This window comes from Curtobacterium sp. MCLR17_034 (genome assembly GCF_003234485.1).
In the GTDB taxonomy this organism is placed as follows: domain Bacteria; phylum Actinomycetota; class Actinomycetes; order Actinomycetales; family Microbacteriaceae; genus Curtobacterium; species Curtobacterium flaccumfaciens.
Genome location: NZ_QKTH01000011.1, coordinates 32529 through 58326, shown reverse-complemented (window position 1 = coordinate 58326; position 25798 = coordinate 32529). Strand labels below are relative to the sequence as shown.

General features: G+C 70.5%; 24 protein-coding genes and 2 tRNA genes. 7 read left to right on the top strand and 19 right to left on the bottom strand.

The window, feature by feature from the left end:
* Positions 1-30 precede the first annotated feature (30 nt).
* Positions 31-1311 (bottom strand): ATP-dependent Clp protease ATP-binding subunit ClpX, encoded by a 1281-nt coding sequence (gene clpX / locus DEI98_RS12205; RefSeq protein WP_017886000.1) that lies wholly within the window; start codon positions 1309-1311, stop codon positions 31-33.
* A 236-nt stretch (positions 1312-1547) separates the two neighbouring features.
* Here clpX and DEI98_RS12200 point away from each other — a divergent pair, with 236 nt between their 5' ends.
* Together DEI98_RS12200 and DEI98_RS12195 are read left to right on the top strand one after the other, a co-directional pair.
* The gene (locus DEI98_RS12200) at positions 1548-2276 is read left to right on the top strand and encodes a YcnI family protein (protein WP_181438026.1); all 729 of its coding nucleotides are present in this window, start codon (positions 1548-1550) and stop codon (positions 2274-2276) included.
* Between the two features lie 50 nt (positions 2277-2326).
* On the top strand, positions 2327-2935 hold the full coding sequence (locus DEI98_RS12195; RefSeq protein WP_181438025.1) for a copper resistance CopC family protein: 609 nt from the start codon (positions 2327-2329) through the stop codon (positions 2933-2935).
* 63 nt (positions 2936-2998) lie between these two features.
* Here DEI98_RS12195 and DEI98_RS12190 read toward each other — a convergent pair whose 3' ends face one another.
* From DEI98_RS12190 to DEI98_RS12170, 5 genes are all read right to left on the bottom strand, one after another.
* On the bottom strand, positions 2999-3658 hold the full coding sequence (locus tag DEI98_RS12190; protein WP_027464696.1) for an ATP-dependent Clp protease proteolytic subunit: 660 nt from the start codon (positions 3656-3658) through the stop codon (positions 2999-3001).
* 26 nt (positions 3659-3684) lie between these two features.
* A complete protein-coding gene (locus DEI98_RS12185) occupies positions 3685-4314 on the bottom strand; it encodes an ATP-dependent Clp protease proteolytic subunit (protein ID WP_071405541.1) in 630 nt (209 codons plus the stop codon).
* A 167-nt stretch (positions 4315-4481) separates the two neighbouring features.
* Positions 4482-5789: a trigger factor gene (tig, locus tag DEI98_RS12180; protein WP_027464695.1), complete on the bottom strand. Its 1308-nt coding sequence runs from the start codon at positions 5787-5789 to the stop codon at positions 4482-4484.
* A gap of 53 nt (positions 5790-5842) precedes the next feature.
* Positions 5843-5919: transfer RNA gene (locus DEI98_RS12175), tRNA-Pro, on the bottom strand.
* Between the two features lie 94 nt (positions 5920-6013).
* Positions 6014-6289, bottom strand: a complete 276-nt coding sequence (locus tag DEI98_RS12170; RefSeq protein ID WP_111030539.1) for a hypothetical protein — start codon at positions 6287-6289, stop codon at positions 6014-6016.
* 54 nt (positions 6290-6343) lie between these two features.
* Here DEI98_RS12170 and DEI98_RS12165 point away from each other — a divergent pair.
* Positions 6344-6417: transfer RNA gene (locus tag DEI98_RS12165), tRNA-Gly, on the top strand.
* 23 nt (positions 6418-6440) lie between these two features.
* On the opposite strand, the gene DEI98_RS12160 is transcribed toward DEI98_RS12165, so the two are convergent.
* From DEI98_RS12160 to DEI98_RS12130, 7 genes are all read right to left on the bottom strand, one after another.
* A complete protein-coding gene (locus DEI98_RS12160; protein WP_111092286.1) occupies positions 6441-6731 on the bottom strand; it encodes a DUF1905 domain-containing protein in 291 nt (96 codons plus the stop codon).
* A gap of 221 nt (positions 6732-6952) precedes the next feature.
* The gene (locus DEI98_RS12155; RefSeq protein WP_111100868.1) at positions 6953-7930 is read right to left on the bottom strand and encodes an endo-beta-N-acetylglucosaminidase H; all 978 of its coding nucleotides are present in this window, start codon (positions 7928-7930) and stop codon (positions 6953-6955) included.
* 64 nt (positions 7931-7994) lie between these two features.
* On the bottom strand, positions 7995-11015 hold the full coding sequence (locus tag DEI98_RS12150; RefSeq protein ID WP_111100867.1) for a glycoside hydrolase family 38 C-terminal domain-containing protein: 3021 nt from the start codon (positions 11013-11015) through the stop codon (positions 7995-7997).
* 14 nt (positions 11016-11029) lie between these two features.
* Entirely contained in the window at positions 11030-12427 is a 1398-nt protein-coding gene (locus tag DEI98_RS12145) for a cellulase family glycosylhydrolase (protein ID WP_111100866.1), read from the bottom strand.
* Positions 12427-13413, bottom strand: a complete 987-nt coding sequence (locus DEI98_RS12140) for a carbohydrate ABC transporter permease (RefSeq protein ID WP_204166197.1) — start codon at positions 13411-13413, stop codon at positions 12427-12429. The genes DEI98_RS12145 and DEI98_RS12140 overlap by 1 nt, the downstream gene beginning before the upstream one ends.
* On the bottom strand, positions 13410-14288 hold the full coding sequence (locus DEI98_RS12135) for a carbohydrate ABC transporter permease (RefSeq protein ID WP_027464687.1): 879 nt from the start codon (positions 14286-14288) through the stop codon (positions 13410-13412). The genes DEI98_RS12140 and DEI98_RS12135 overlap by 4 nt, the downstream gene beginning before the upstream one ends.
* A gap of 33 nt (positions 14289-14321) precedes the next feature.
* The gene (locus DEI98_RS12130) at positions 14322-15596 is read right to left on the bottom strand and encodes a sugar ABC transporter substrate-binding protein (RefSeq protein ID WP_110864882.1); all 1275 of its coding nucleotides are present in this window, start codon (positions 15594-15596) and stop codon (positions 14322-14324) included.
* Between the two features lie 118 nt (positions 15597-15714).
* On the opposite strand from DEI98_RS12130, the gene DEI98_RS12125 reads away from it, so the two are divergent.
* A complete protein-coding gene (locus tag DEI98_RS12125) occupies positions 15715-16746 on the top strand; it encodes a LacI family DNA-binding transcriptional regulator (protein ID WP_071246680.1) in 1032 nt (343 codons plus the stop codon).
* Between the two features lie 368 nt (positions 16747-17114).
* Here DEI98_RS12125 and DEI98_RS12120 read toward each other — a convergent pair whose 3' ends face one another.
* Complete coding sequence (locus tag DEI98_RS12120; protein WP_111100865.1) at positions 17115-17945, bottom strand: helix-turn-helix domain-containing protein; 831 nt, start codon at positions 17943-17945, stop codon at positions 17115-17117.
* Positions 17946-18077: 132 nt separating this feature from the next.
* Between DEI98_RS12120 and DEI98_RS12115 the strand changes: the two genes are divergently transcribed.
* From DEI98_RS12115 to DEI98_RS12105, 3 genes are read left to right on the top strand one after another with little or no spacing between them, the layout of a single operon-like run.
* The gene (locus DEI98_RS12115) at positions 18078-19646 is read left to right on the top strand and encodes a sensor histidine kinase (protein WP_111100864.1); all 1569 of its coding nucleotides are present in this window, start codon (positions 18078-18080) and stop codon (positions 19644-19646) included.
* A gap of 39 nt (positions 19647-19685) precedes the next feature.
* The gene (locus DEI98_RS12110; RefSeq protein ID WP_027464682.1) at positions 19686-20348 is read left to right on the top strand and encodes a response regulator transcription factor; all 663 of its coding nucleotides are present in this window, start codon (positions 19686-19688) and stop codon (positions 20346-20348) included.
* A gap of 30 nt (positions 20349-20378) precedes the next feature.
* Entirely contained in the window at positions 20379-21236 is an 858-nt protein-coding gene (locus DEI98_RS12105) for a DMT family transporter (RefSeq protein ID WP_111095452.1), read from the top strand.
* 67 nt (positions 21237-21303) lie between these two features.
* Here the strand turns inward: DEI98_RS12105 and DEI98_RS18690 are convergent, their stop codons facing one another.
* The 5 genes from DEI98_RS18690 to DEI98_RS12085 all read right to left on the bottom strand — a co-directional run bounded on the left by DEI98_RS18690 (position 21304) and on the right by DEI98_RS12085 (position 25781).
* Positions 21304-21456, bottom strand: coding sequence for a hypothetical protein (locus DEI98_RS18690; RefSeq protein WP_163343414.1), 153 nt, complete (start codon positions 21454-21456; stop codon positions 21304-21306).
* 101 nt (positions 21457-21557) lie between these two features.
* Complete coding sequence (locus DEI98_RS12100; RefSeq protein WP_035807629.1) at positions 21558-21887, bottom strand: hypothetical protein; 330 nt, start codon at positions 21885-21887, stop codon at positions 21558-21560.
* Positions 21888-22135: 248 nt separating this feature from the next.
* On the bottom strand, positions 22136-23797 hold the full coding sequence (locus DEI98_RS12095; protein WP_111100863.1) for an ABC transporter ATP-binding protein: 1662 nt from the start codon (positions 23795-23797) through the stop codon (positions 22136-22138).
* Complete coding sequence (locus tag DEI98_RS12090; protein ID WP_110864889.1) at positions 23794-24375, bottom strand: GbsR/MarR family transcriptional regulator; 582 nt, start codon at positions 24373-24375, stop codon at positions 23794-23796. The genes DEI98_RS12095 and DEI98_RS12090 overlap by 4 nt, the downstream gene beginning before the upstream one ends.
* A complete protein-coding gene (locus DEI98_RS12085) occupies positions 24372-25781 on the bottom strand; it encodes a serine hydrolase (RefSeq protein ID WP_258370835.1) in 1410 nt (469 codons plus the stop codon). The genes DEI98_RS12090 and DEI98_RS12085 overlap by 4 nt, the downstream gene beginning before the upstream one ends.
* Positions 25782-25798: the final 17 nt, after the last annotated feature.

The window sequence follows — 25798 nt, the reverse complement described above, 5'->3', positions numbered from 1 at the left end:
GTGCTGTGTCCGTTCGCTGGTTCCGGAGGGCTACGCCGACTTCTCGACGCGCTTGGCCCGGGGCCGCGGCACGATCGTCGGCGCCGCGTTCTCGAGCACGGACTCGCGGGTGATCACCACGCGGGCCACGTCGTCGTCGGACGGGACGTCGAACATCACCGGGCCGAGGACCTCTTCGAGGATCGCCCGGAGCCCGCGGGCACCCGTCTGGCGCAGCACCGCGAGGTCCGCGATGGCCTCGAGCGCACCCTGGTCGAACTCGAGCTCGACGCCGTCGATCTGGAACATCCGCTGGTACTGCTTGACCAGCGCGTTCTTCGGCTCGGTCAGGATCTGCATGAGCGCCGCCTGGTCGAGCTGCGACACCGTGGTGACGACGGGCAGACGACCGATGAACTCGGGGATCAGACCGAACTTGTGCAGGTCTTCCGGCAGCACCTCGGAGTACAGGTCCTGGTGGTCGGTCGCGCTGTGGAGGGGTGCCCCGAAGCCGATCCCGCGCTTGCCGACGCGCGAGGACACGATGTCCTCGAGCCCGGCGAACGCGCCCGCCACGATGAACAGCACGTTCGTCGTGTCGATCTGGATGAACTCCTGGTGCGGGTGCTTCCGGCCGCCCTGCGGCGGGACCGAGGCCACCGTGCCCTCGAGGATCTTGAGCAGCGCCTGCTGCACGCCTTCGCCCGAGACGTCGCGGGTGATCGACGGGTTCTCGGCCTTGCGGGCGATCTTGTCGACCTCGTCGATGTAGATGATGCCGGTCTCGGCACGCTTCACGTCGTAGTCGGCGGCCTGGATGAGCTTGAGGAGGATGTTCTCGACGTCCTCGCCGACGTAGCCGGCCTCGGTCAGGGCTGTGGCGTCCGCGACGGCGAACGGGACGTTGAGGCGCTTGGCCAGGGTCTGCGCCAGGTACGTCTTGCCGCAGCCGGTCGGGCCGATGAGCAGGATGTTCGACTTGGCGATCTCGATGTCGTCGCGGTCTTCGGCGGCGGTGATCTGCCCCTGCGCCCGGATGCGCTTGTAGTGGTTGTAGACGGCCACGGCGAGGGCGCGCTTCGCCGGGTCCTGCCCGATGACGTACTCCTGCAGGAAGTCGAAGATCTCCCGCGGCTTGGGCAGTTCGAAGTCCCCGCTCGAGGTGTCCTCGCCGGCTTCGGCCAGACGTTCCTCGATGATCTCGTTGCAGAGCTCGACGCACTCGTCGCAGATGTAGACGCCCGGTCCGGCGATGAGCTGCTGGACCTGCTTCTGGCTCTTGCCGCAGAACGAGCACTTGAGGAGATCGCCGCTCTCTCCGATGCGTGCCATTCCCGTGCCTCCCTGATTGGACATGCCGGCCGCGCTGTCGCACCACCGCTGGTGCACCGCTGCTGGTGGGCACCTCGTCGTGGACACGAGCCTAACCGCAACCGGTGACACCGACCGCGATGCCCCTCCGGAATCCGCCCGCGCGTTCGCCCAGGGCGTGCGAGCCTGCTACGGTGATCCGGACTTCTCTACATCTTGTAGAACAGCAGGTGCAGAACCACCCCGGAAGGAACCCCATGCAGAAGCGTCTCGCCGCCGGCGGCGCCGTCACCCTCGGTGTCGCAGCCGTCATCGTCCTCGGCAGTGCCACGGCGGCCAGCGCGCACGTGTCCGCCACGGCCACGTCGACCGCAGCGAACTCGTACACCACGGCGACCTTCTCGGTCCCGCACGGCTGCGACGGCTCCCCCACGACGAAGATCCAGTTCCAGGTGCCGGAGTCCGTCATCGAGGTCACGCCCACCGTGAACCCGAACTGGACGATCACGAAGGCGACCGAGCCCTACACCGACCCGTCGGCGTCGGCATCCGACGAGGACCACGCCGAGACGGCCGCCGAGCGCGTCACCAGCGTCACGTACACCGCGAAGACCCCCCTGCCCGCCGACGAGCGCGACACCTTCGCGCTCTCGTTCTCGCTGCCGGACGGCAAGGCCGGCGACCTGGTCGAGTTCCCCGCGATCCAGACCTGCGAGAAGGGCAGCGTCGAGTGGAACCAGGAACAGAAGGCCGGCGAAGCCGAGCCCGAGCACCCGGCACCCTCGATCACGCTGACCGCCGCCGAGGCGACGGACGACGACGGCGACCCGATCGCCGCGACCCCGACGGCCGAGGCCGCCGGCTCGACCGCCTCGAACGACCCCGACCTGGTCGGTCGCTTCCTCGGCCTCGGCGGCCTGGTGCTCGGCGCCGTCGCCCTGGTCGTCGCCGTCGCCGGCACGCGTCGTCGGAGCTCCGCCAAGTGACGCAGCGCGGCTCGCGTCGGTCCCGGCCTCGGTCCTCTGCCTGGAGGCTCGTGGCCGGGACCGCCGCGGCCGTCGCGATCGCCGGTGGCGCAGTCCTCGGGCTCGCCGGTCCGGCCAGCGCGCACAACTACCTGATCTCGTCCGACCCGGAGGTCGGCGGCACCCTGACCGAGCTGCCGGAGACGTTCGACATCACGACGAACGACAAGCTGCTCGACATCGGCGACTCGGGGTCGGGCTTCGCGTTCCGCATCGTCGGCCCCGACGGCAAGTACTACGAGGACGGCTGCGTCGACGTCGAGGGGCCGTCGATGACCACGGCCGCCGCACTCGGCGACTCGGGCAAGTACACCGTCGAGTGGCAGATCGTCTCCGCCGACGGGCACACCGTGTCCGACGAGTACCCCTTCACGTGGAAGGCGCCGTCGGGCTTCACCCCGGCCTCGGGTGCGGCGAAGCCCCCGACCTGCGCCACCACTGGTGACGACGATGCCGGTTCGGACACCACCACGGGCACCGCCTCGGGATCGAGCGACTCGGCGGCGTCCGACGCGATCTGGATCGGCGCCGGTGGCGTCGTGCTGGTCGGCGTGGTCGTCGCGGTGCTGCTGCTCCTGCGCCGCAAGCCGGCCCCGGAGTCCGACGACACCGAGGACTGACCACCGCGCAACGACGAAGGCCCCGCACCGTTCGGTGCGGGGCCTTCGTCGTTCCTGCTGGTGCTACTTGACGAGCGCCGGCAGGTTCTTGCGGCTGGTGAGGACCTGGTCGATCAGGCCGTACTCCACGGCTTCCTGCGCGGACATGATCTTGTCGCGCTCGATGTCGTGGTTGATCTCCTCCGGCGTCTTGTTGGAGTGCTTCGACAGCGTCTCCTCGAGCCAGGTGCGCATGCGGAGGATCTCCGCCGCCTGGATCTCGATGTCGGACGCCTGACCGCCACCCTGCTGGGTCGCGGGCTGGTGGATCAGCACACGGGCGTTCGGCAGCGCGAGGCGCTTGCCGGGGGTACCACCGGCGAGGAGCACCGAGGCGGCCGAGGCGGCCTGTCCGAGGCAGACCGTCTGGATCTGCGGACGGATGTACTGCATCGTGTCGTAGATCGCCGTCATCGCGGTGAACGAGCCACCGGGCGAGTTGATGTACATCACGATGTCGCGGTCGGGGTCCATCGACTCGAGCACGAGCAGCTGGGCCATGACGTCGTCAGCCGACGCGTCATCGACCTGCACGCCGAGGAACACGATGCGGTCCTCGAACAGCTTGGCGTACGGATCCTGGCGCTTGTAGCCGTAGGCCGTGCGCTCTTCGAAGCTCGGCAGGATGTACCGATTGGACGGAGCCGGGACGTTCTGCGCGCCACCGAGCATGGGGAGATGCATTCTCGTTTCCTTTTCTTCGGTGGTGATCAGGACTGGGCGTCGGGCTCGGCTGCGCTGGTGGGCGTCTCGCCGTCGCCGACGGTGCCACCACCGCCGATGACCTCGGCACTCGAGGCGCGGAGGTGGTCGACGAAGCCGTACTCGAGCGCTTCCTGCGCCGTGAACCAGTTGTCGCGGTCGTTGTCCTTGAGGACCTGCTCGACCGACTTGCCGGTCTGCTCGGCCGTGAGCTCCGCCATGCGCTGCTTCATGTCGAGGATGACCTTGGCCTGCGTCTGGATGTCGGCAGCGGTGCCGCCGAAGCCACCGGACGGCTGGTGGAGCAGCACGCGCGCGTTCGGCGTGATGTAGCGCTTGCCGGGCGTGCCGGAGGACAGCAGGAACTGTCCCATCGACGCGGCGAGGCCGATGCCCACGGTGACGATGTCGTTCGGGACGAACTGCATCGTGTCGTAGATCGCCATGCCGGCGGTGATCGAACCACCGGGCGAGTTGATGTAGAGGTAGATGTCCTTCTCAGGGTCCTCGGCGGCGAGCAGCAGCAGCTTGGCTGCGATCTCGTTCGAGTTGTCGTCGCGGACCTCGGAGCCGAGCCACACGATCCGGTCTCTCAGAAGGCGGTCAAAAACACTGGGGTTCAGTGTTGCTTCGGCCATGGAAAAGCTCCCGTTCAGTTGTCGCTTGTTGTCGAACTTATCGGGTGCAACGCACCAGTTCTCGTCTGTTCGCCGACAGCAATGCGGTGGTGCGGAAATACGGACGGGAGGCGCGGTGCCAGCTGGCACCGCGCCTCCCGTCTGTCGTACTGGTGGCGTCGAGATCGTTACTCGGCGTCCCCTGCCGGCTCCTGCGCGACGCCCGCCGTGAAGGCGGACAGGTCGACGGCGTCGCCGTTGGTGTCCTTGACGGTCACCTTGGACAGGACGGTCGCGACCGCCTTCGAACGAGCGACCTCGCCGACCATGCCGGGGATCTGGCCGTTCTGGTCGATGACCTTGATGAACTCGGCCGGCTCCATGCCGTACTGCGCGGCGGCCTGGATGAGGTACTGGGTCAGTTCCTCCTGCGAGACCTGGATCTCTTCCTTCTCGGCGATCGCGTCGAGGAGGATCTGCGAGCGGAAGGCGGTCTCGCTGGACTCGGAGACCTCCTTGCGGTGCTCCTCGTCCTCGAGGCGGTTCTCCTGCTCGAGGTGACGGTGCACCTCGTCGGCGATGAGCTGCTCCGAGATCGGGATGTTGACGTCCTCGGTGAGCTTCTCGACGAGCTTGTCGCGAGCCGCGGCGCCCTGACCGAAGGTCTTGGACTTCGCGATCTGCTCCTTCAGGTCGGCCTTGAGCTCGTCGATCGTGTCGAACTGGCTGGCGATCTGGGCGAACTCGTCGTCGGCCTCGGGGAGCTCGCGCTCCTTGACGGCGGTGACGGTGACGGCGATCTGAGCGGTCTCGCCCTCGCGGTCGCCACCGACGAGCTTCGACTCGAAGGTCGTCGACTCACCGGCGGTCAGGGACTCGAGCGCCTCGTCGATGCCCTCGAGCAGGTCGCCGGAGCCGATCTCGTAGGAGACGCCGGTGGCCGAGTCGACCTCGTCGTCGCCGATGCTGGCGGTGAGGTCGATCTGCGCGAAGTCGCCGGTCTTCGCCGGACGGTCGACCGTCACGAGCGTGCCGAAGCGGGTGCGGAGGTTCTGCAGTTCCTCTTCGATCTCGTCGTCCGACACCTCGACGGCGTCGACGGTGAGCTCGTACGAGGAGTAGTCCGGCAGGTCGAACTCGGGGCGGACGTCGACCTCGAAGGTGAGGACGAGGTCGCCGGTGAAGTCCGCGACGTTCGGCAGCTCGGCGACGTCGGCCTCGGCACGGCCGAGGATGCGCAGCTCCTGCTCTTCGACCGCCTGGCGGTAGAAGTTGTCGATGGCGTCACCGACGGCGTGGTTCAGGACCTCGCCGCGGCCGACGCGCTGGTCGACGATCGCCGGCGGGACCTTGCCCTTGCGGAAGCCGGGGATGTTGATCTGCTCGGCGATGTGCTTGTAGGCGTGGTCGATGCTCGGCTTGAGATCGTCCGGCGTCACGTTCACGGTGAGCTTGACGCGGGTGTCGCTCACCTTGTCGACGGTGCTGGTGGCCAAGGGATGTTCTCCTGTTGGTTGACGTTCGTGTGGTCGGTGGTGCTCGGAGGACCTGGTCGGGGCGACAGGATTTGAACCTGCGACCTCCCGCTCCCAAAGCGGGCGCTCTACCAAGCTGAGCTACGCCCCGTTGCTTCGTGCCAGGGATCAGCCGCGCACGCCGAGGGGCGCATGCGACCCCGGTGAGTCTAGCGGTCCGACGGCGCGCTGTTCCCGGGGGTTGCTCAGTCGTCCTCCGCGGCGCGTCGCAGACCCCGCCGCCACCGGATCCCGACGGCCACCTGGACCCCGAGGGCAGCCACCGCCAGCAGCAGCCCGACGACGATCCGCCCGACGTGCAGCAGTGCGTGCGCGGGCTGCGACTGCGGATCGCCGAACAGGTCGGGGCGCAGGGACAGGACCGCGGCCGCGAGGACCACCAGCACGTACGAGACCACCCGCGACCATCGGATGGTGCGCTCCGCACCGGCGTCCGGCTTCGGGATGACGCGCGTCGGCATGTCGGTGCTCGTTCGTCCGCTACGATGGTCGGGCTGCGCCTGGTGCGCAGGCGCGGGGATGTAGCTCAATGGTAGAGCCCCAGTCTTCCAAACTGGCTACGCGGGTTCGATTCCCGTCATCCCCTCCACAGAACCCCACGGTGCACGCGCGTCAGGGGTCGGCGAACTCGAGGGTGATCTCCGGGGAGTCGCCGAGTTCCACCCGGGCACGCTTCCGCTCCGCCGCACGCAACGGCACGAGGTAGCCGCCGTCCTTCGGGAACAGCGACGTCGTCCACGTCACCGAGCCGATCGTCACGCGGGCCGGGATCACACCCCACCCGTAGGTGAGCACCGGCGCGAGGTCGGCGATGACCTCGGCAGCGTCCGGTGGCACGACGACGAAGAAGAACGGTGACGGGCCGCGCCACTCGATCACCTCGCCGCGGAACTCGAGCTCCATGCGGCGATCGTACGGCCGCGGCGTCGAGCGCGCCGGGTCGGGATTCGTTCTCGGTGGATGACGGTTCCGGTTCACGATCGCCGGGGTCTGCGAACCGGAACCGTCACGGGCGAGGAGGAACTGGTGCCTCCCCCGGGCCAGCGGGACCTGGACGACGCGCCCCGTGCCTCCAGGCCGGAGCCGGGGAGCACGGGGCGCGAGTCGCCGTCAGGACGGACGCGTCAGCGGTATGACGCGGCCTGTCCGTACAGCACCTTCGTGAAGGAGGAGACGGAGGAGGACTCGTCGCCTCCCGGCAGGTTGTACGTCATGAAGACGCCGTAGCCGTCGGCCTTCGTGCGCTGCGCGAGCGACACTGCCGTGGCCTGCGGGGTGTTCTGGATGTCGACCGCGGCGGCGGAGATCTTCGACTTCGGCAGGCCCGGGATCGTCGGCGCCGTGTAGGTGCCGTAGTACGGGTTCCAGGCGTAGTCGAGCTTGCCACCGATCGACGGGTTCGCGGTCTTCAGGGCATCGGAGGACGGGCCGATGTCGTAGAACGAGATGATCTTGCCCGGCATGTCCGCACGCAGGGCGCTGATGAGCCAGCCGATGGACTGCTGGTTCGGCTGCGGGGTGCCGTTCACGCCGTAGTCCGAGTACTCGTCGTCCAGGTCGACGCCGTCGAGTCCGTACTTCTTGACCGTCGCGGAGACCTGCGCCGCGAAGTCCCGTGCCGCGGCCTTCGTCGGGAAGTTCGCCAGACCGGCGCCCTGGTGGTTGCCGAGCACCGAGAGCGTCACCTTGATGCCCTTGGCCTGCAGCGGGCGGATCTGCGTGGCCGCCTGGTCGAGGGTCCGCTGCACGTTCTCGTTGTTGTACAGGACCGCCTTGCCGTCCTCGTAGTTGATGTTCGCGGCGAAGATGATCGCCACGTCGAACGCGTTCGCGCCGTTCTCCAGCGTGTACCGCCCGACGTTGGCGAGCTCGTCGTTGTTCACCTCGACGTAGGCGATGCTCGTCGGCCCCGACTTGGTGGGCGCAGCGTGGTGCCCGTGTCCATGACCATGACCATGCCCGCCGCCGTGGGACGAACCGTGTCCGTGCCCGTGGCTGGACCCGGACGAGGAGGGCGCCGCGGATGCTGCGGCGGGCACCAGTGGTGCCGCGAGCATGGCGACCAGTGCGGTCGCGATGCTGAACTTCGTGGACTGCTTCATGTGGTTCCTCCTTGGGTGGGACGGGCGGTCGGTCAGTCGGTCGTTCAGTCGGTCAGTTGGTCGGTCAGTTGCGCGGGAACCGGAAGGTGCGGACCTCGTAGGCGTCGACGGTGAACGAGGAGGCATCGGCGTCGGACGACGCGTCACCGAGCGGTTCTTCGAGCAGGGTCACCTCGACGGCAGCGCCGAAGGTCGCCTCGTCGGCCGAGACCGCGATGCCCCCGGTCCCCCGCTGCCCGGACGGCTCGTAGACGCGCACGACCAGGTCGCCCGACCGGTCGTCGGCGAGCTTGACACTCGACAGCACGACGTCGCCGGACACCTGCACCAGCGGCTCGAAGCCGTGCGCGCCCGTGATGGTCCGCGCGCCCGCGTTCATCCGCACGCCGGCCGACGTGGCTCCGAGCTGGTCGGTGCCGATGACGATGCCGTACCGGTGCGTCTGCACGCCCTGGTCGGTCTCGGGGTCCGGGAACCGCGGTGCCCGCAGCAGCGACAGCCGCACGGTGGTGGTGACGTGCCCGTCGACGGCGTCGCGCGTGGTGTCGAAGCCGTGGATCGAGTCGTTCACGAGCGCGACACCGAAGCCCGGCTCGGACACCAGCACGTAGCGGTGCATCGAGGTCTCGAACTTCGCGGCCTCCCACGAGGTGTTGGTGTGGGTCACCCGCTTCTGCGCGCCGAACTGCGTCTCGGCGACGGTGTGCTCGGCGCGGACGTCGAGCGGGAAGGCCACCTTGAGGAACTTCTCGGTCTCGTGCCAGTCGGTCACCTGGTCGAACTCCAGGGTGCGGGACCCCGGCGCCAGGACGATCTCCTGCGTCACCGTCGAGTCACCGAACGCCCGGGACACGACGACCCGTGCGGCCCCGGTGTCGTCGACCGACGCGGTCAGCCCGGTGGTCGACACGAGGTCCTCGACGCGGTTGCGGTAGTACCGGTCGACGTCCCACGCGTCCCACATGTTCGGGAAGTCCTGGTGCAGCTGCAGCAGGTTCGCCGCCTGGCCGGCCGCGATCGCCTCGCGCCCGCTCGCCAGGTCGACGGCGCTCGTCACGAGCCCCTGCGCGTCGACGACGACCCGCACCAGGTCGTTCGCCAGCACGTACCCGCCGTCCTGCTCGGTCAGGGACACGGCGGTCGCCGCCGCCACGTCGGTCGCCACGACGGCACCCTGCGCGGGTGCACCGGCCTGGAGGAACGGGGCCGGGTTCACGACGACGGCCGCGTCCCCGGCGCCGGCGAGCGCCGAGAGCGCCTGGTCGATGATCGTGGTCAGCGCCGCGGCCGTCTCGGCGTACCGCTCGACCGCTTCGCGGTGCACCCACGCGATCGAGGTGCCCGGCAGGATGTCGTGGAACTGCTGGAGCAGGACCTGCTGCCACAGGGCGTCGAGCTCGTCGTACGGGTAGGCGAAGTCGGTGCGGGCGGCGGCGGTCGCGGCCCAGAGCTCGGCCTCGATGAGCAGCTGCTCGCACCGGCGGTTGCCCTGCTTCGTGCCGTGCTGCGACGTGAGCGTGGCCCGGTGCAGCTCGAGGTACAGCTCCCCCACCCACACGGGCGGATCGGTCAGTTCGGACTTCGCCCGGTCGAAGAACGTGTCCGGGTGCTCCCAGCGGACCTTCGCGCTGCCCTCGAGGTCAGCCAACCGTGCGGCGGTGCCGGTCATCTCGCGGGTGGTGCCACCGCCGCCGTCGCCCCAACCGACCGGGGCGATCGAGCCGCTGGCGAGCCGGTTCTCGCGGAACTGGCGGGAGGCCTTCGCGACCTCGCTGCCGGACAACCGCGAGTTGTAGGTGTCCATCGACGGGAAGTGCGAGAACACCCGCGACCCGTCGATGCCCTCCCACAGGAACGTGTGGTGCGGGAACTTGTTCACCTGGTTCCACGAGATCTTCTGCGTGAAGAACCACTCGAAGCCCGCGCGGCGCATGAGCTGCGGCAGCGCCGGCGAGTACCCGAAGCTGTCCGGCAGCCAGACGCCCTTGGGTCGGATGCCGAACTCGCGCTCGAAGAACCGCTGGCCCTGCGAGAACTGCCGGACGATGCTCTCGCCGGTCGGCATCACGGTGTCGGACTCGACCCACATGCCGCCGATCGGCAGGAACCGGCCGGCCTCGACCGCGGCCTTGACCCGGGCGTAGACCTCGGGGCGGTGCTCCTTGATCCACGCGTACTGCTGCGCGCTCGACATGCCGTACAGGAAGTCGTCGGTCTGGTCGATGAGCTCGGTCATGGTCGACGTGGTGCGGGCGACCTTGCGGATGGTCTCGCGCACGGGCCAGAGCCAGGCGGAGTCGATGTGGGCGTGCCCGACGGCCGAGATCGTGTGCGCCGAGGCCTCGGCGGGAGCGGCCAGCACCTCGGCGAGCGCCGCACGGGCGTCCCCGGCGGTCTCCGGGATGTGCTGCAGGTCGAGCGCGTCGAGGGCGTCGTCGAGGGCCTGCAGGATCCGCATGCGTCGGGGTCCGGCGGGCAGCTCGGCCTGCAGTTCGAGCAGGACGTCGATGTCGAGGGCGAGTTCGTGCACCTCGGACTCGAAGACGGCGAGCTCCATCCGGCGGGTGGCGTAGAGGCGCTTCGAGGACGCGGTCTGCACGTCACCCTCCTGTGTCGGCAGGAAGGGGTGGTAGTCGAGCAGGACGGGGTTCGATGCGGCCTCGACGAACAGTTCGACGGTCTCGCCGCCCTCGGCCCGCTCGGTGACCAGGACCCACTGGTTGCGCGGGTTGATCGACTTCACGGGGGTGCCGTCGGCCAGGTAGACGAGTCCCTCGCACTGGAACCCGGGCATGTTCTTGTCGAAGCCGAGGTCGATCACGGCCTCCACCCGGCGTGCGGCCCACTCGGTCGGTACGGTCCCGGTCAGCCGGAACCACGTCGTGCCCCAGGCCGCGCCCCACGGGGTGCCGACCTCGTAGGGCTCGAACGTGAGCGCGAGCCCCTCGGTCGGCGGGACCGGCTCCCCCGGCAGCTCGTGCCACGCGGCCCGGAGGGCCGTCGTGGTCGCGTGCACCGCGGGGGTGATCCGCTCGTCGAGCACCCGTCGGGCGCGTCCGGTGGTGAGGGGGATGTCGTCGTGCATGGGGCCTTCCGGGGTCAGGGCGTCGTCGCCGGGTGGGCGACGCGGACGGTGGTGGTGTCGAGGTCGGACGGCACGTCGACGCAGCGGTCGATGCCCCGCGCGGCCAGCAGCGCGGTGTCCGACAGTCGGGAGCGCAGGACGACCTGGGGCCCGCGGCCGTCCGGTGCGGCCCCGGCCAGGGCGAGCCAGGCGGCGGCGAACCGACCGCCGGGGGCGCAGTCGGCGCGGGTGCCGTGCCGGTCGGTGCCGTCGGACAGCACGTCGTCGAGGACGAGCGCGGTGGTCGGCGGTGCGGCACGGGCGTCTCGGGTGTGCTCGGCGCGGGCGAGGACGGCGAACGCCTCGCCGGCGGGCTTCAGGCGTCCGTCGTTCGTGAACAGCCCGAGGTCGTACTCGAGCTCCGGGAAGTCCGCGAGCGACCGGGCGACGTCGTGGGAGCACCACCACGTCACCCCGAGCACCTGCTGCGCGTCGAGGACGTGCCGGATGGTCTGCTCGGTGAACGCGGCGGCGTCGGCGGGGTCGACGACGTTGGTGGGGGCGCCGACCTCCTGCAGCCAGTTCGGTCGGGCGGCGTCGCGGTTCCAGGCCGCGGCGAGCTGGAGCAGGTACTCCCCGTGCCGCACCGACCCGGCTCCGAGGGCACCGTGCAGGGCCGCCGAGCCGTTGAACACCCACGAGTGCGTGACGGTGGCGTCACCGTGGTCCGCCGCGTGCTCGGGGCCGAAGGGCTGGGCGTCGTCGTACCAGGCCGCGTCGTACTGCGCGACGGTGACCAGTGGCCCGGGACGCGACCCGGTGGCGGAAGCGACCGACGAGGCGGGGTCGAGCCGCGCCTCCACGCCGACCGACACGGACGACGCGGGCGACGCCGACGACCCGTCCGACAGCCCCGCCCGCGCCGCTGCGACCATCGCCGCCGCCCACGCGTGCCCCTGCTCCCCCGTGATCGTGTGCGGTGCGGGGTGCGGGGCGTGTGCGAACTGGTTGACCTCGTTGCCGATGGTGATGCCGAGCAGGTTGGGCTTGTCGGCGACCGCTCCGGCGAGCGCCCGGACGTAGGCGGCGGTCGACGCGACCACGTCCGGGTCCGTGAACATGTTGCGGCGGTGCCAGCTGTCCAGCCAGGACGGCACGAAGTCGAAGCTGGACAGGTGCCCCTGCAGGGCGTCCACGTTGACGTCGAGTCCGAACGAGCCGGCGAGGTCGACGACCGTCGTGACGTCGTCGAGGGCCTGCTGCCGGATGAGCGTCCGGTTCGGCTGAACCACCGGCCAGAGCGGGAAGATCCGCACGTGGTCGGCGCCGATCGACGCGATGGCCTCGAGGTCCCTGGCGGTGTCCGACCGCGAGAAGTCGAGCCACGAGTGGAACCAGCCGACCGAGGGCGTGTAGTTGACCCCGAACCGCATCAGCCCTTCACACCGCCCTCTTCGACGCCCTTGAAGAAGAAGCGCTGCAGGACGGCGAAGATCACGGCGATCGGGATGAAGGCGATCATGGTGCCGGCCGCGATCATCCGCTGGTCGGTGGCGAACGTGCCCTGCAGATACTGCAACCCGACGGTCAGGGTGAGGTTCTCGGGCGACTGCAGCACGATGAGCGGCCAGAGGAAGTCGTCCCACGCACCGATGAACGAGAAGATCGCGATGACCGCGATGGTCCCCTGCACGGCGGGCAGCGAGATGTAGCGCAGACGTTGCATCGCGTTCGCACCGTCCATCACCGCGGCCTGGTCGATCTCTTCGGGGATCTGCCGGAACGCGTTGAACATCAGCAGGACGTTGAGCGCCGCGATCATGCCGGGCAGGGCGACCCCGACCAGGTTGTCGGCGAGGCCGAGGTCCTTCACGGTGACGAACTGCGAGATGATCGTCGCCTCGCCGGGCAGCACGAGGGTGCCGAGGAACAGGCCGAGCACGAGCTTCCGGTGCCGCCACTGCAGGCGGGCGAGGGCGAAGCCGGCCAGGGTCGCGAACACGATGTTGCCGAGCACGTCGATCGCGGCGACGAGCAGGGAGTTGCCGATGTACCGCCACACCGGGATCGCGGCGGCGACCTTCAGGTAGTTCTCGATGGTCGGCTCGGACGGGATGAACGACGGGTTCGCCGTGTAGATGTCCTCACCGGCGCCCTTGAGCGACGTGGACAGCTGCCAGAGGAACGGGCCGATCGTGATGAAGAGCACCACGATGAGCAGGACGTAGCGGACGACCTTCTCGCGGGTGGACATGACGCCCCAGACCGCGCGGCGCCGCTTGCGTCCGTCGCGTCCGCCCCGTCCGTTCTGCCTGGAGGCCCGTCCGGCGCCCGTCGCGCCGGTCACGTCCGGCGTCGGGCTGGCTGCGCCCTGCGCGCCGCCGATGACGGGTTCGGTCGTGCTGGTCGTGTTCGTCACTTGTCCGCCTTGCTGTTCATCCGGGCGAGGGCGAGCATCGGCACGAGCGTCACGACGAAGAGCAGGAGGCTCAGGGCGGACGCGTAGCCGAGGTTGCCGGTGAAGCCGCGGGCGTACTGCTGGATGAGCATGACGAGCGAGTTGTCCTGCCCGCCGGGTCCGCCGGTGCCGTTGGTGAGGATGTAGAGCTCGCTGAACACCCGGAGCGCGGAGACGCACACCAGGATCCCGACGAGTGTCATGGTGCCGCGGACCCCGGGCATCGTGACCGACCAGAAGCGCCGGACGGCTCCGGCGCCGTCGAGGGCGGCGGCCTCGTGCAGGTCCTTGCCGACGTTCCCGAGGGCGGCCAGGAAGATGATCATGTAGTAGCCGAGCCCCTTCCACACCGTCAGGCTGATGGCGCTGAGGAGCAGCAGCCACCGGTCGGTCAGGAACGGGACGCTGCCCTGCACGACGCCGAGGGCCTGCGCCATCTCGTTGATGACGCCGCGGTCGTCGAGGATCCACGTCCAGATGAGCCCGACGACCACCGCGGACGCGATGACCGGCGTGTAGAACGCGGTGCGGAAGAACGCGATCCCGGGCAGCTTCTGCTGCACGAGCACCGCGATGAGGAGCGGGAGGACCGTCAGCAGCGGCAGGCACACCGCCATGTAGATGACGCTGTTGAGCAGCGCCTCCCACACCTGCGGATCGGCGAGCAGGGTCTCGAAGTTCTGGACCCCGACCCACTGGCTGACGCCGCCGAGCGGGCTGGCGTTCGTGAACGACAACCGGACCGTGTTGATCGAGGGCCACAGGCTGAACGCGACGAGCCAGATCAGTGCCGGCAGGACGAGCAACCAGGGCGTGTACCAGCGGTTCGCACGCATGACGATCCTCCCTCTTCCTTCTCCGGGGCCGGATCAGCCGTTGGCCAGCAGGCTGTTCATCTTGGTCTGGGCGGTCTCGAGCGCCTGCTTCGGCGCCACCTGGCCCTTCATCGCGAGGGCGATCTGCTGGTCGAGGAAGTCCGTCATCGCGGAGTTCGCCTCGACCGGGTTGATGACCTTCGCCGTCTTCAGGGCCTCGTTCGCGAGGACCCGGGCCTCGCCGTTCACGGTGCCGTCGTCCTTCGAGAAGTACGGGTCGGACTGCGACGACGTGGTGGACGGGAAGATGTTGACCTTGTGGGCGAACGCCTCCTGGTTCTCCGCGTTCGTCATGAACTTCGCGAAGGCCTCGGCGGTGGCGAGGTGCTTCGACTTGCTCGAGACCGACAGGCCCTGCACGTAGAGCGGCGGGGTGTCGAGTGCGGGGCTGACGGTGACCTTGCCCTTGAGCGACGGGTTGTTCTTCTCGAAGTCGGCGAGCGAGGTGGCACCACCGGTGGTCCAGGCGACCTTGGCCTGCGTGAACAGGGTGGAGTTGCCGAGGTAGTCGCTGTTCAGCACGTTGGAGGGCATGTAGCCGTCCTGGTACGCGTCCTTGTAGCGGTCGATCAGGTCGGCGGCCTTGGACGAGTCGGCGAAGGTGAACTTCGTGCCGTCGGCGTTGAGCACCTTGACGCCGGCGAGCGTGAAGTCACCGAGGCCGGGCTTCCGGCTCATCAGGTAGTCGGTCGGGCAGTTGTCGTGCATGGTCTTCGCCTGCGTGAACAGCTCGTCGGTGGTCTTCGGCGGGTTCTTCGCGTCGAGGCCGCACTTGGCGAACATCGTCGAGTTCCAGTAGTTCACGTCGGTGTTGAGGTACCAGGGGTACCCGAACGTGCCGTCCACTCCCTTGTACTTGTACGAGTCCAACGCGCCGGCGACGTACGTGCTGGCGAGCTTCGAGTCGTCCTTCGCGACGTCCTGCAGGAACCCGCGCTTCGCGAGGGGCAGGGCGATGTCCGGCGGCAGGTTGATCACGTCGGGCAGGCTGTTCGACGAGGCCTGGCTGAGCACCTTGTCGGCGTACCCGTCGCCGGGCTGGTCCTGCAGCTTGACCTTCGCGTCCGGGTGGGCCTGCTCGAAGTCCTTGATGACCCCGTTGAGGTACCCCGTGTAGGTCGGCGTGAGCGCCCAGGTCTGCAGGGTGATGGTGCCGCTGATCTCGCCGCCGCCGTTGTCGGCCGCGTTCCCGCCGCTCGAGCAGCCGGTCAGGACGAGCGCCGTGGCGGCGGCCGTCGCGAGCAGCGCGGTGGCGCGGCCCCTCGTCATGCGTGTGGTGGTCCTCATGGCGTCTGACTCCCTCGTCATAGCTGAACCGGTTCAGCAGCAGTCACCGAACCCGTGTGTGGCAGCCACTGTGAATGACTAAAGCGCTATAGTCAACCCTGTGGCCACCAAGCGTCGAACGACGATCGCCGACATCGCCGCGCGGGCCGGCGTGTCCATCAGTGCGGTGTCGTTCGCGTTGAACGACCGCCCCGGTGTCTCCGACGAGACCCGTCGCCGCGTGCGCGAGATCGCCCGCGAGCTCGACTGGCAGCCGCACACCGCGGCCCGGGCACTCGGCGGCGCGAAGGCCGGTTCCATCGGCTTCGTGCTGAACCGCCCGGCCCGGACCCTGGGCACGGAGTCGTTCTTCGGCGACCTGATCTCCGGCATCCAGCTCGGGCTCGCCGGCACCCACGTCGGCATGAACCTGCTCGTCGCGCGTGATGCCGAGGAAGAACTCGAGACCTACCGGGACTGGTGGCGCGGACACCGTGTCGACGGCGTGATCGTGATCGACCCTCGTCGCGACGACGCCCGGCTCGCCCTGCTCGCCGACCTCGGCATGCCGACCGTCGTCGTCGGCTCGCACCCCTCCCCCGACGGCGCAGCACCCACGGTCTGGATCGACGACTCGGACGCCACCGACACCGTTCTGCGGTACCTGCACGCTCTCGGGCACCGACGCATCGCGCACGTCGCCGGGCGGCCCGAGTTCGAGCACACCGCCATGCGCATGGACCGGCTCCGGGCGTTCGCTGCCGACGAGGGGCTCGACGACGCGGTCTCGGTGCCGACGGACTACTCGGCCGAGGCCGGCGCGAGCGCCACCCGCACCCTGCTGTCCCGGAGCGTCCGACCGACCGCGATCGTCTACGACAACGACGTGCTCGCCGTCGCCGGGCTGGGCGTGGCGAGCGAGATGGGCGTCGCGGTGCCCGGCGACGTCTCGATCGTGTCCTTCGACGACTCGGCGATGATCCGGCTCGTCCGGCCGGCGATCACCTCGCTCACCCGCGACACGGTCGAGCTCGGACAGCGTGCGGCGACCCTGCTGCGCGCGCAGATCGACGCCAGCGCCCCGCTCCCCTCACGCCCGGGCCCCTCGCTCACCCTGAGCGTCCGCGAGTCCACCGGCCGCGCCCCCGCCTGACCCGCTTCGGACGTCGGCGCCGACGACCCGCTCCCGCTCCCGCCGCTGATTCCGCCCGCTCCCGCTCCCGCCGCTGATTCCGCCCGCTCCCGCTCCCGCCGCTGATTCCGCGCGCTCCCGCTCCCGCCGCTGATTCCGCGCGCTCAGGCGCCCGCCGTGCTCGCCGGTCCGGCTCCCGCTGCCGCCGCTCCCCCTCCCGCAGCGCGGCGCGGCTGCCTGCAACTGGCGCACGCACCGCACTGCACTGCACCGACGCGGGACGACGTGGTCTTCTCCGCGCCGTGACGGTTCTGGTTCACGAAACCCGAGGATCGTGAACCAGAACCGTCATCGATGCGGATCGGAACCTCCTTCCCCGCGGTCGACGGTCACCGGCGGGTCGTCGGGGGTCGGACCCGCTCGAGGGCTCGCCGCATGGACGACGTCGTGCTGAAGCCGAAGCGTGTCGCGACGTCGGACGGGCGGTCGCCACGGGTGAGTGCGCTGCGGACGGCGAGACTGCGGTACCAGCGGCCGAGCTGCGCGGGCGAGCATCCCGTTGCTGCGGCGCACCGGCGCTCGAGGGCGCGCTCCGACATCCGGACACCGACGAGGATGCCCTGCAGAGACGACGGACCAGCCGGATCGAACAGGCGGTCGAGGATCCGCGCGAGACCGTTGTCGCCGAGCATCGGGGGCGGGTTGTCGCGGAGCACCGTCGTGACGACGAGCCGGGCGAGGGCCTGCTGCTGCGCGCCGTGCCACCTCCCGCCGTCGAGGTGCCCGACGTGGCGCAGCGCGAGGCCGACGTCTGGCGAGGGCGCACCGGGTGGGCCGGTGCTCGCGATGGGCGGGAGTGCGAGGACCTCGTCGACGAGCGGGCCGAGCGTTGCGGCACCGACGAGGACACCGGTGAGCGCGAAGAGCGCCTCGTGCGGGAACGCGTACGTCTCCGCGACGCGGGGCGGGCCGGAGCGCTCGGGGCCCGTGCTGATCGTGATCGTCGCGTGCCCTTCGACGAGGGCGGCGGTGCCGGCGTCGACGATCGCGATGTCGTCTCCGCGCCGGATCCACACGGAACGGGACCGCGTCGCCACCCAGACGTGGGTGCCCGTCGGTTCGACGTCGAGCGTCCACGCCTCGTCGTCGGACCGGACCTCGGTGCCCGGCCCCACCTGGAGCCCGACGGCGTCGATCAGTGCTCGGAGCGCATCAGCCATCCGACGAGCGTGATCCACGGGCAGGACGCGCGGGCGTGGATCGGGCGACCTGTGGAAGAGGGGGGATAACCCCACCCGGGGTGGGGAGAGGGCAGGATGGGGGAACGGCTCCGCGATCGCGAGGCTGGATGCATGACCGACACCGACCGCCTCGACCAGGCGCGAACCGTCCCGCTGGACGACGTCACGCCTTCGCCCGACCAGGCCCAGACCGTCCCGCTGGGCGACTCCGTGCCCCCTGGAGCCACCAAGCCGATGCCCCAGTACCCGCGCCAGCACCAGCAGGACCCCCAGGACGCCCCGCAGTCCCCGCCGGCGTCGTGGAGCGCCACCCCGCGGGTCGGGTCCGGTCCGGTCGGTGGTTCCGGTCGCGGGTCCGGCATGACCGCCGGGCAGTTCTACCACGACGCGTGGAGGCGCCTGCCGCGGGACTTCGGCTACATGGCGCTCACCGCCGTGCTGCTCTGCACGCTGTACTTCGCGTTCCCGACGGCGATCTTCGGTGGCGGGTTCCGGGACCTGTTCAACCCCTTCGTCCTGCTCATGTTCTTCATCGCGCTGTTCGTGGCGCGGTGGCTCGGACAGTTCGAGAAGCTCCGCATGAGCTGGGCCGACCGACGCCCGATCCGCCCGGTGGACTGGACGCCCCGGTGGCAGCAGAACTGGTGGACCCGTACCGGCTCGGCCGTCGCCAACCCGCACTACTGGCTTTACCTGCTGCACGCCGCGGTCGTCTACCCGCTCGTCGCGGTCGTGACCGTCGGGACCGGTGCACTGCTGCTCGTCGGCTTCGCCTGGCCGATCGTCGTGGGCGGACTGTACTTCGCGAACAACGTCCGGGTCGGCTACTTCACGGACAGCGTCGGGTTCGTGACCGGCGTCGGCGCCCTCGGCCTGCTGTCGATGGCCGCCTCGGTCGTGCTCTTCCCGCTCTGGGCCCGCGGATCCGTCCTGGCGCACTACTGGGTCGACTTCGGCCTGCTGGGCGGCTTCCGCGCCGAGCAGCTCGAGCAGCGCGTCGCCGGCCTGCAGGCCTCCCGCGCCGGTGCCGTCACCGCCGAGGGGCAGGCACTCCGCCAGATCGAGCGCGACCTGCACGACGGCCCGCAGCAGCGGCTGGTGCGACTCCGCATGGACCTGTCCGCCGCCGAGCGCGCCTTCGAGAAGGACCCCGAGAAGGCCAAGCAGCTCATCGGTGAGGCGTCCGAGCACGCCCAGGACGCCCTCGACGAACTGCGCGCCCTGTCCCGCGGCTTCGCTCCGCCGATCCTGCTCGACCGCGGACTCGTCGCGGCGCTCGAGGCACTGGTCGCCCGCACCCCGATCCCGGTCGGTCTGGACGTCCGGCTGCCCGAGGGCCTGGAGCTCGCCACGGAGATCCAGCGCAACGTGTACTTCACGGTGAGCGAGCTGCTGACGAACACCATGAAGCACGCCGGCGCCACCACCGCCGGGGTGTACCTCGGGCTGGTCGTCGACGCCTCGGGCCTCTGGTACCTGACGGTCAGCGTCACCGACGACGGCCGGGGCGGTGCCCGACCGCAGCAGGGCCACGGGATCGAGGGCCTGATCGGCCGCATGCGGGCCCTCGACGGCGACCTGGTCGTCTCGAGCCCCGAGGGTGGCCCGACCGAGGCCACCGCCCGGATCCCCCTCGGTGCCCTGAACGGCGTCCCGACGGCGGCGAACCAGCGGTCGTGACCCCACGGGGGCGCCCGCGCTCCCACTAGGCTGGTCGGCATGACAGACGGCCCGGATGCAGCACGCATCCGGGCCGTCGTCGTCGACGACGCCGTCCTGCTGCGCGAGGGCCTGGCCCGCGTGCTCGACGAGGCCGGCATCGACGTCATCGGGCAGTACTCCGACGCCCGGGCCTTCCTGGCGACGCTGCCCGAGGGTGCACCCGACGTCGTGGTGATGGACGTGCGGATGCCGCCGACCTTCACCGACGAGGGTGTCCGCGCCGCCGTCGAGACCCGCCGGATCGCTCCACGGACGGGTGTGCTCCTGCTCTCCCAGTACGTCGAGGCCACCTACGCCGAGGACGTCCTCGCGGCCGGCGCGACCGGCATCGGCTACCTGCTCAAGGACCGCGTCACCCGGCTCGAGGAGATCGACGACGCCGTCCGCCGCATCGCCGCCGGGGGCACCGTGCTCGACCCCGAGGTCGTCACGCAGCTGATGAGCCGCCGCCGCGACCCGCTCGCAGCCCTGACCCCGCGCGAGCGTGACGTGCTCGGGCTGATGGCCGAGGGCCGCACGAACGCCGCGATCGCCCGCGCCCTGGTGATCGGCACCGGAGCCGTCGAGAAGCACGTGTCGAGCATCTTCGGCAAGCTCGCGCTCGAGGACACCGGAGAGGACCACCGCCGCGTCCTCGCCGTCCTCGCCTACCTCGGATGAGCCGAGCCCGAGGATGAGCCGAGCCCAAGGATGAACCGGGTCCCCGCACCCCTGCTGGCCCTCACCGCGATGGTGTCCGTCCAGCTCGGCGCCGCGATCGCGAAGACCCACTTCGACGACGTCGGCGCGGTCGGTGCCGCCACGCTGCGGCTCGTCATCGGCGCCGTCGTGCTCGCCCTGGTGGTCCGTCCCCGCGTCCGGCACTGGACGCGGGCGCAGTGGCTCGGTGCGGTCGGCCTCGGCCTGGCGCTCGGCGGCATGAACGTCTTCATCTACCTGTCGTTCGCGAGCATCCCGATCGGTGTCGCCGTGACGATCGAGTTCCTCGGGCCGCTCGCCCTGTCGCTCGTGCACACCCGGCGCTGGCGCGATGCACTGTGGGCCGTGCTGGCGCTCGCGGGGGTCGTGCTGCTCGGCGTCGGCCCGACCGCGGTGACCGAGGTGGGCGGGGTCGTCTGGGCGGTCCTCGCTGCCGCGTGCTGGGCGGGCTACATCGTGATGAACCGGCACGTCGGCGCCGCGATCCCCGGCGTCGACGGGCTCGTCGTGTCGATGGTGGTCGCGATGCTCGTGTCGTTGCCGTTCGGGCTCCGGTCCGCGGTCGACGGCGTCCTGCGCGAACCGACGCTCCTGCTCGTCTTCGGCGCCGTCGCCGTGCTGTCCAGCGTGCTGCCGTACGCCCTCGAGATGCTCGCGCTCCGCCGGATGCCGACACGCGTGTTCGGCGTGCTGCAGAGCCTCGGCCCGGCGATCGCTGCCCTGGCCGGCCTCGTCGTGCTGGCCGAGGGGCTCTCGGTGCTCGAGACGGTCGCCCTGGCGTGCGTCACCGCCGCGAGCGTCGGCGTGACGCTCTCGGCCCGTCGCCGACGCGGCGGAAGCACGGGGTGAACGAAGAGGAGGCCCGGATCACGTCCGCCGACGGCGGTGCGTGATCCGGGCCTCCTGAGAAGACCGTCTACTCGTCGCGCAGGAAGTCTGCGTACGTGGGTTCCGACTGCTCACCCGACAGGAGGGACGGATCGTTGATCCGACGCTCGACGTAGGCGCTGATGACCTCGGGCGGGGTGAGCACGTGGGCGACCCAGGACGGCACCGCTGCGTTCTTCATGGTGCCTCCTTCGTGAGAACGGGTCCGGATCGAATGCCTCGATCAGTGAGTTACTTGCTGAACCCGCGCTCGCTAAACCATCCTCGGGGTGCGGGTGGAAGTCAACGCAGTGCGTTCTGTGGACTCCGGTTCGCGCTGTCCCGGTCGGCACGGAGCGTGCGGTGCTTCACCGCGGAGCGCCACACCCACGCCTCGGCCTGCTGCCCGAACTGCGCCCACTCCACCAGCACGGCGTCGCGGGTCCAGCTCTTGGCGAAGGCCTTCACCCGGACGTGGAAGGTCGGGAACTGGATCCACGCCCAGACCGGCTTCGGGGTGACGGCGTGGCAGACGTCGCCGCCGCGGGCGTCCTCGGACAGGGAGTACGCGCGCGGACGCTCGACCTCCGGGTGTTCCGGGGGCTGCCACCGGTTCTCGCGACGCCGTCCCACGACGGTATTCGAACGTGTGTTCGAACGACAGTCAAGTCGACCGCGCCGTCTGGACGACGACCTGGCGTCGGACGGGCGTGTCGTCGGCGAGCGGCGAGCCGGGGCGGATGGGCACGCGTTCCCACCTCGTTGACGGTTCTGGTTCACGATCCCCGGGCGGCGCGAACCGGAACCGTCATCGCGCGGACACGAACGTCCGTCCCTCGCCGGGCAGAGCAGCGGGAGTCGACGCACACTCCGGCTCCGGCTCAGCCCGCGCGGGCCGCCAGACGCTCGGAGCGTCGGCGTGCCTGCTCCCCGGGGTCCGGCACCGGGGCGGCCTGGATGAGCCGTCGTGTGTACGGGTCCTGGGGCGAGCGCAGGATGGCGTCGCGCGTGCCGTGTTCGGCGACCCGGCCACCGTGCAGCACGACGACCCGGTCGCACAGGGTGTCGACCACGGCGAGGTCGTGCGTGACGAACAGGCACGCGAACCCGAGGCGCTCCTGCAGCTCGCGGAACACGTCGAGCACGCGGGCCTGCACCGACACGTCGAGTGCGCTCGTCGGCTCGTCGGCGATCAGGAGCGCGGGGTCGAGCGCCACCGCGCGGGCGATCGCGACGCGTTGCCGTTGGCCGCCGGAGAGTTCGTGCGGGTAGCGCTCGGCGTACCCGCCGTCGAGACCGACGTCGGCGAGGAGCCGTTCGACACGCTCCTCGACCTGCACCGCCGGCAGCCGGAGGATCTGGCGGAGCGGCTCGGCGACGGTCTGCCCGACGGTGTACCGGGGGTTGAGCGACCGGAGCGGGTTCTGGAACACCACGCCGACGTGCTGGCGCATCTGCCGGCGGGCGGCTCGTCGTGCGCCGGCGACGTCGGTGCCGTCGACGACCACCGAGCCCGAGGTGATCGGCGCGAGGCCCACCGCGGCCCGGCCGATGGTGGTCTTGCCACTGCCGGACTCCCCCACCAGGCCGACGATCTCGCCACGGCCGACGGTGAACGACACGTCGTCGACGGCACGGAAGCGCCCGCGCAGGGCGCCGCCGTACTCGACCACGAGGTGCCGGACGTCCAGGACGGCGGCCGGGGGCTCCGTGGCGGAGCCGAGCCGGGCCTCCAGACCGGACCCGGTGCCCATGCGCGGGACCGCAGCGAGGAGTTCGCGCGTGTAGTCGGCGGACGGTGCGGCGAAGACCGCCTCGGCGGTGCCGGTCTCGACGACGCGGCCTCGGCGCATCACGACCACGCGGTCGGCGAGGTCCGCGACGACGCCCATGTCGTGGGTGATGAGCAGGATCGCGGTGCCGGTGCGCTCGCGCAGCGCGCGGAGGACGTCGAGCACCTCGGCCTGCACGGTGACGTCGAGGGCGGTCGTCGGCTCGTCCGCGATGAGCAGGTCCGGGTCGGCGGCGAGCGCCATCGCGATCATCACGCGCTGGGCCTGCCCGCCGGAGAGTTCGTGCGGGTACTGGCCCAGGCGGCGTTCGGGTTCGGGGACCTCCACGGCGCGGAGCAGCTCGAGCGAGCGTTCCCGGACGGCGGCGCGGTCGTGCTGGCCGTCGGTGCGTCGGACGGCCTCGGCGAGCTGGAACCCGATGGTGAACACCGGGTTCAGCGCCGCGGACGGGTCCTGGAAGATCATCGACACGCTGCGGCCCCGGACCGACCGGAGGGTGCGCTCGTCGGTGCCGATGACCTCGAGGTCGCCGAGCCGGATGCTCCCCGAGGCGCGCGCACCGTCGGGGGCGATGCCCATCGCGGTCATCGCGGTCATGCTCTTGCCGGAGCCGGACTCCCCCACGACCGCGACGACCTCGCCCCGGGCCACGGTGAACGAGGCGTCGTCGACGGCGCGGACCACCTCGCCGTCCACGTCGAAGGTGACGGTGAGGTGCTCGACGGTCAGGACGTCGGTGGTGCCGCTCATGGGGTCTCCGGGGGGTCGGTGTCGTCGCGGGCGGCCTTGAAGGCCTCCCACTCCTCGAGCATCTTGCGGTGGTAGCCCTGCAGCCACTGCATGTAGTCGCGGCCGTTGAGCAGACGCTCGCGGACCTCGGCGTCCACGTCGCCCGTGCCGGTGCGGCCGGCGCCCTCGACGACGGCGAGCCCGCGGCCGATGATGTCGCGCTGCCGGTCGAGGTACTTCCGTTCGCTGGCGAGCCAGGAGCCCCAGACGTCGGCCTCGGCGCGGAAGTAGTGACTGCGCTCGCCGGGGACGATGTGGCGCTTCACGAACCCGGAGTCGACGAGCCGTCGGGTGGCCATCGACACCGACCCCGAGCTGGCACCGAGCGCTGCCTGCAGGTCCGACGACGACGAGTGCGGTGCGCGGGTCATCATCAGGTAGCCGAGCACCCGGGCGTCGGTGAGGGGCATGCCAGCGCCGTCGTTGAGCATCAGGGCGAACTCCTCGACGAACGCCTGGCGCTCCGGTCCGAGCAGCCGGTCGTCGTCGGCGTCGGTGCCGGCGCCGTCGGTGCCGTCGGCGCCCCTGTCGTCCGTCACGAGGCCAGCCCGGCGGCCACCTCGGGTCGCTCGTCCGGGATCGACCACGGCTCCTGCGACATGCCGCCACCGCCACGGATCGCCCGCACGGTGCCGTCCTCGTCGCGGGTGTAGGTGATGTCCTCGTCGACCGAGCCGAAGCGGTTGCCGTGGGTCATCCGCAGGGTGTCGGCGTCGACGACCTCGAGTCGGGTGGGGGTGTCCATCGGCTCGGCGCCGGACGGGTCGACCTCGACGAGCCGGTCACCGATCCGGGCGACGTCGGTGACGCCCCACGGGTTGGCGAAGCGTCCGGTGAACGTGGCGGTGTCGACGTCGTCGGGTACCGGGGTCCCCGGGGCGTCGGCGTCGGCCGCGGCGTCGAGCATGGCGATGACCGCGGTGGCGACGAGCGTGGCGGGTCCGGCGGCGGCACTCGTGAGCACGGACACGACGAGCCCGGACGCCGGGTCGAACATCGACTGGGTGATGTGGCCGGGGAACCCACCCGAGTGGCCGCGGATCTCGCGTCCGTCGATCCGGTCGACGATGAACCCGGCACCGTAGCCGCGGGCCGCGGGGTCGTCGGTGGCGCTCCAGGCCTTCCGCTGCGCGAGGCGCTTGGAGTGGTCGTCGAGCAGGGTGCCCTGCCCGATCACGTGCTGCGAGAAGTAGCGGACCAGATCGGACGCGGTGCCGTGGAACCCGGTGGCGGCGGCCATCGCGCGGGTGTCGACGTGGTCGATGCGCTGCCGGTGCCGGGCGGTGTGGAAGCCGGTGTACCCGACCACGAAGTCGTCGGCGCGTGCGGGGTCCCAGTCGGGGCCGGTGTTCCGCAGGCCCAGGGGTTCGGTGATCGACTCGCGCACGAAGTCGTTGTACGACTGCCCGGACACCGCGGCGATGACCAGGCCGAGCAGGGAGTAGCCGAGGTTCGAGTAGTTGAACGACGAGCCGGTCGGCACCTTCTGGCCCCGGTCGAGCACGAGCGCCAGGAGTTCCTGCTCGTCGGGGAACGGGCGGAGCAGGGACCAGTAGTCGCCGTCGTGTCCGTCGCGGATGACGCCGGCGCCCATCTCCATGAGCTCGCGCAGGGTGGCGTCGGCGAGCGGCGAGCCGCCGTCGACCAGGACCGGGACGTACGTGCCGACGGTGTCGTCGAGCCGGAGCGACCCGCGCTCGGCGAGCTGCAGCAGGGCCGTCGCGGTGAAGGTCTTCGAGTGCGAGGCGATGCGGAACAGGTCGGAGGTGGTCAGGCGGCGCCCGGCCTCGACGTCGGCGTAGCCCCAGGCCTCGTCGAACAGGACCTCGCCGCCGAAGCCGACGGCGACCTGCACGCCGGGCACCCGCAACTGCCACACCTTGTACGACACCCACTCGCGGATGTAGGGCAGGGTCTTCCGGTACGCGGAGAGGGTGTCGGTCACGGTGGTCCTTTCGAAGG

What these genes read in the sequence shown, in the direction of transcription:
- clpX (WP_017886000.1), bottom strand. Translation starts at nt 1,311, where the DNA reads ATGGCACGCATCGGAGAGAGCGGCGATCTCCTCAAGTGCTCGTTCTGC.
- DEI98_RS12200 (WP_181438026.1), top strand. Translation starts at nt 1,548, where the DNA reads ATGCAGAAGCGTCTCGCCGCCGGCGGCGCCGTCACCCTCGGTGTCGCA.
- DEI98_RS12190 (WP_027464696.1), bottom strand. Translation starts at nt 3,658, where the DNA reads ATGCATCTCCCCATGCTCGGTGGCGCGCAGAACGTCCCGGCTCCGTCC.
- DEI98_RS12185 (WP_071405541.1), bottom strand. Translation starts at nt 4,314, where the DNA reads ATGGCCGAAGCAACACTGAACCCCAGTGTTTTTGACCGCCTTCTGAGA.
- DEI98_RS12170 (WP_111030539.1), bottom strand. Translation starts at nt 6,289, where the DNA reads ATGCCGACGCGCGTCATCCCGAAGCCGGACGCCGGTGCGGAGCGCACC.
- DEI98_RS12160 (WP_111092286.1), bottom strand. Translation starts at nt 6,731, where the DNA reads ATGGAGCTCGAGTTCCGCGGCGAGGTGATCGAGTGGCGCGGCCCGTCA.
- DEI98_RS12155 (WP_111100868.1), bottom strand. Translation starts at nt 7,930, where the DNA reads ATGAAGCAGTCCACGAAGTTCAGCATCGCGACCGCACTGGTCGCCATG.
- DEI98_RS12150 (WP_111100867.1), bottom strand. Translation starts at nt 11,015, where the DNA reads ATGCACGACGACATCCCCCTCACCACCGGACGCGCCCGACGGGTGCTC.
- DEI98_RS12145 (WP_111100866.1), bottom strand. Translation starts at nt 12,427, where the DNA reads ATGCGGTTCGGGGTCAACTACACGCCCTCGGTCGGCTGGTTCCACTCG.
- DEI98_RS12135 (WP_027464687.1), bottom strand. Translation starts at nt 14,288, where the DNA reads ATGCGTGCGAACCGCTGGTACACGCCCTGGTTGCTCGTCCTGCCGGCA.
- DEI98_RS12130 (WP_110864882.1), bottom strand. Translation starts at nt 15,596, where the DNA reads ATGACGAGGGGCCGCGCCACCGCGCTGCTCGCGACGGCCGCCGCCACG.
- DEI98_RS12120 (WP_111100865.1), bottom strand. Translation starts at nt 17,945, where the DNA reads ATGGCTGATGCGCTCCGAGCACTGATCGACGCCGTCGGGCTCCAGGTG.
- DEI98_RS12115 (WP_111100864.1), top strand. Translation starts at nt 18,078, where the DNA reads ATGACCGACACCGACCGCCTCGACCAGGCGCGAACCGTCCCGCTGGAC.
- DEI98_RS12110 (WP_027464682.1), top strand. Translation starts at nt 19,686, where the DNA reads ATGACAGACGGCCCGGATGCAGCACGCATCCGGGCCGTCGTCGTCGAC.
- DEI98_RS12105 (WP_111095452.1), top strand. Translation starts at nt 20,379, where the DNA reads ATGAACCGGGTCCCCGCACCCCTGCTGGCCCTCACCGCGATGGTGTCC.
- DEI98_RS18690 (WP_163343414.1), bottom strand. Translation starts at nt 21,456, where the DNA reads ATGAAGAACGCAGCGGTGCCGTCCTGGGTCGCCCACGTGCTCACCCCG.
- DEI98_RS12095 (WP_111100863.1), bottom strand. Translation starts at nt 23,797, where the DNA reads ATGAGCGGCACCACCGACGTCCTGACCGTCGAGCACCTCACCGTCACC.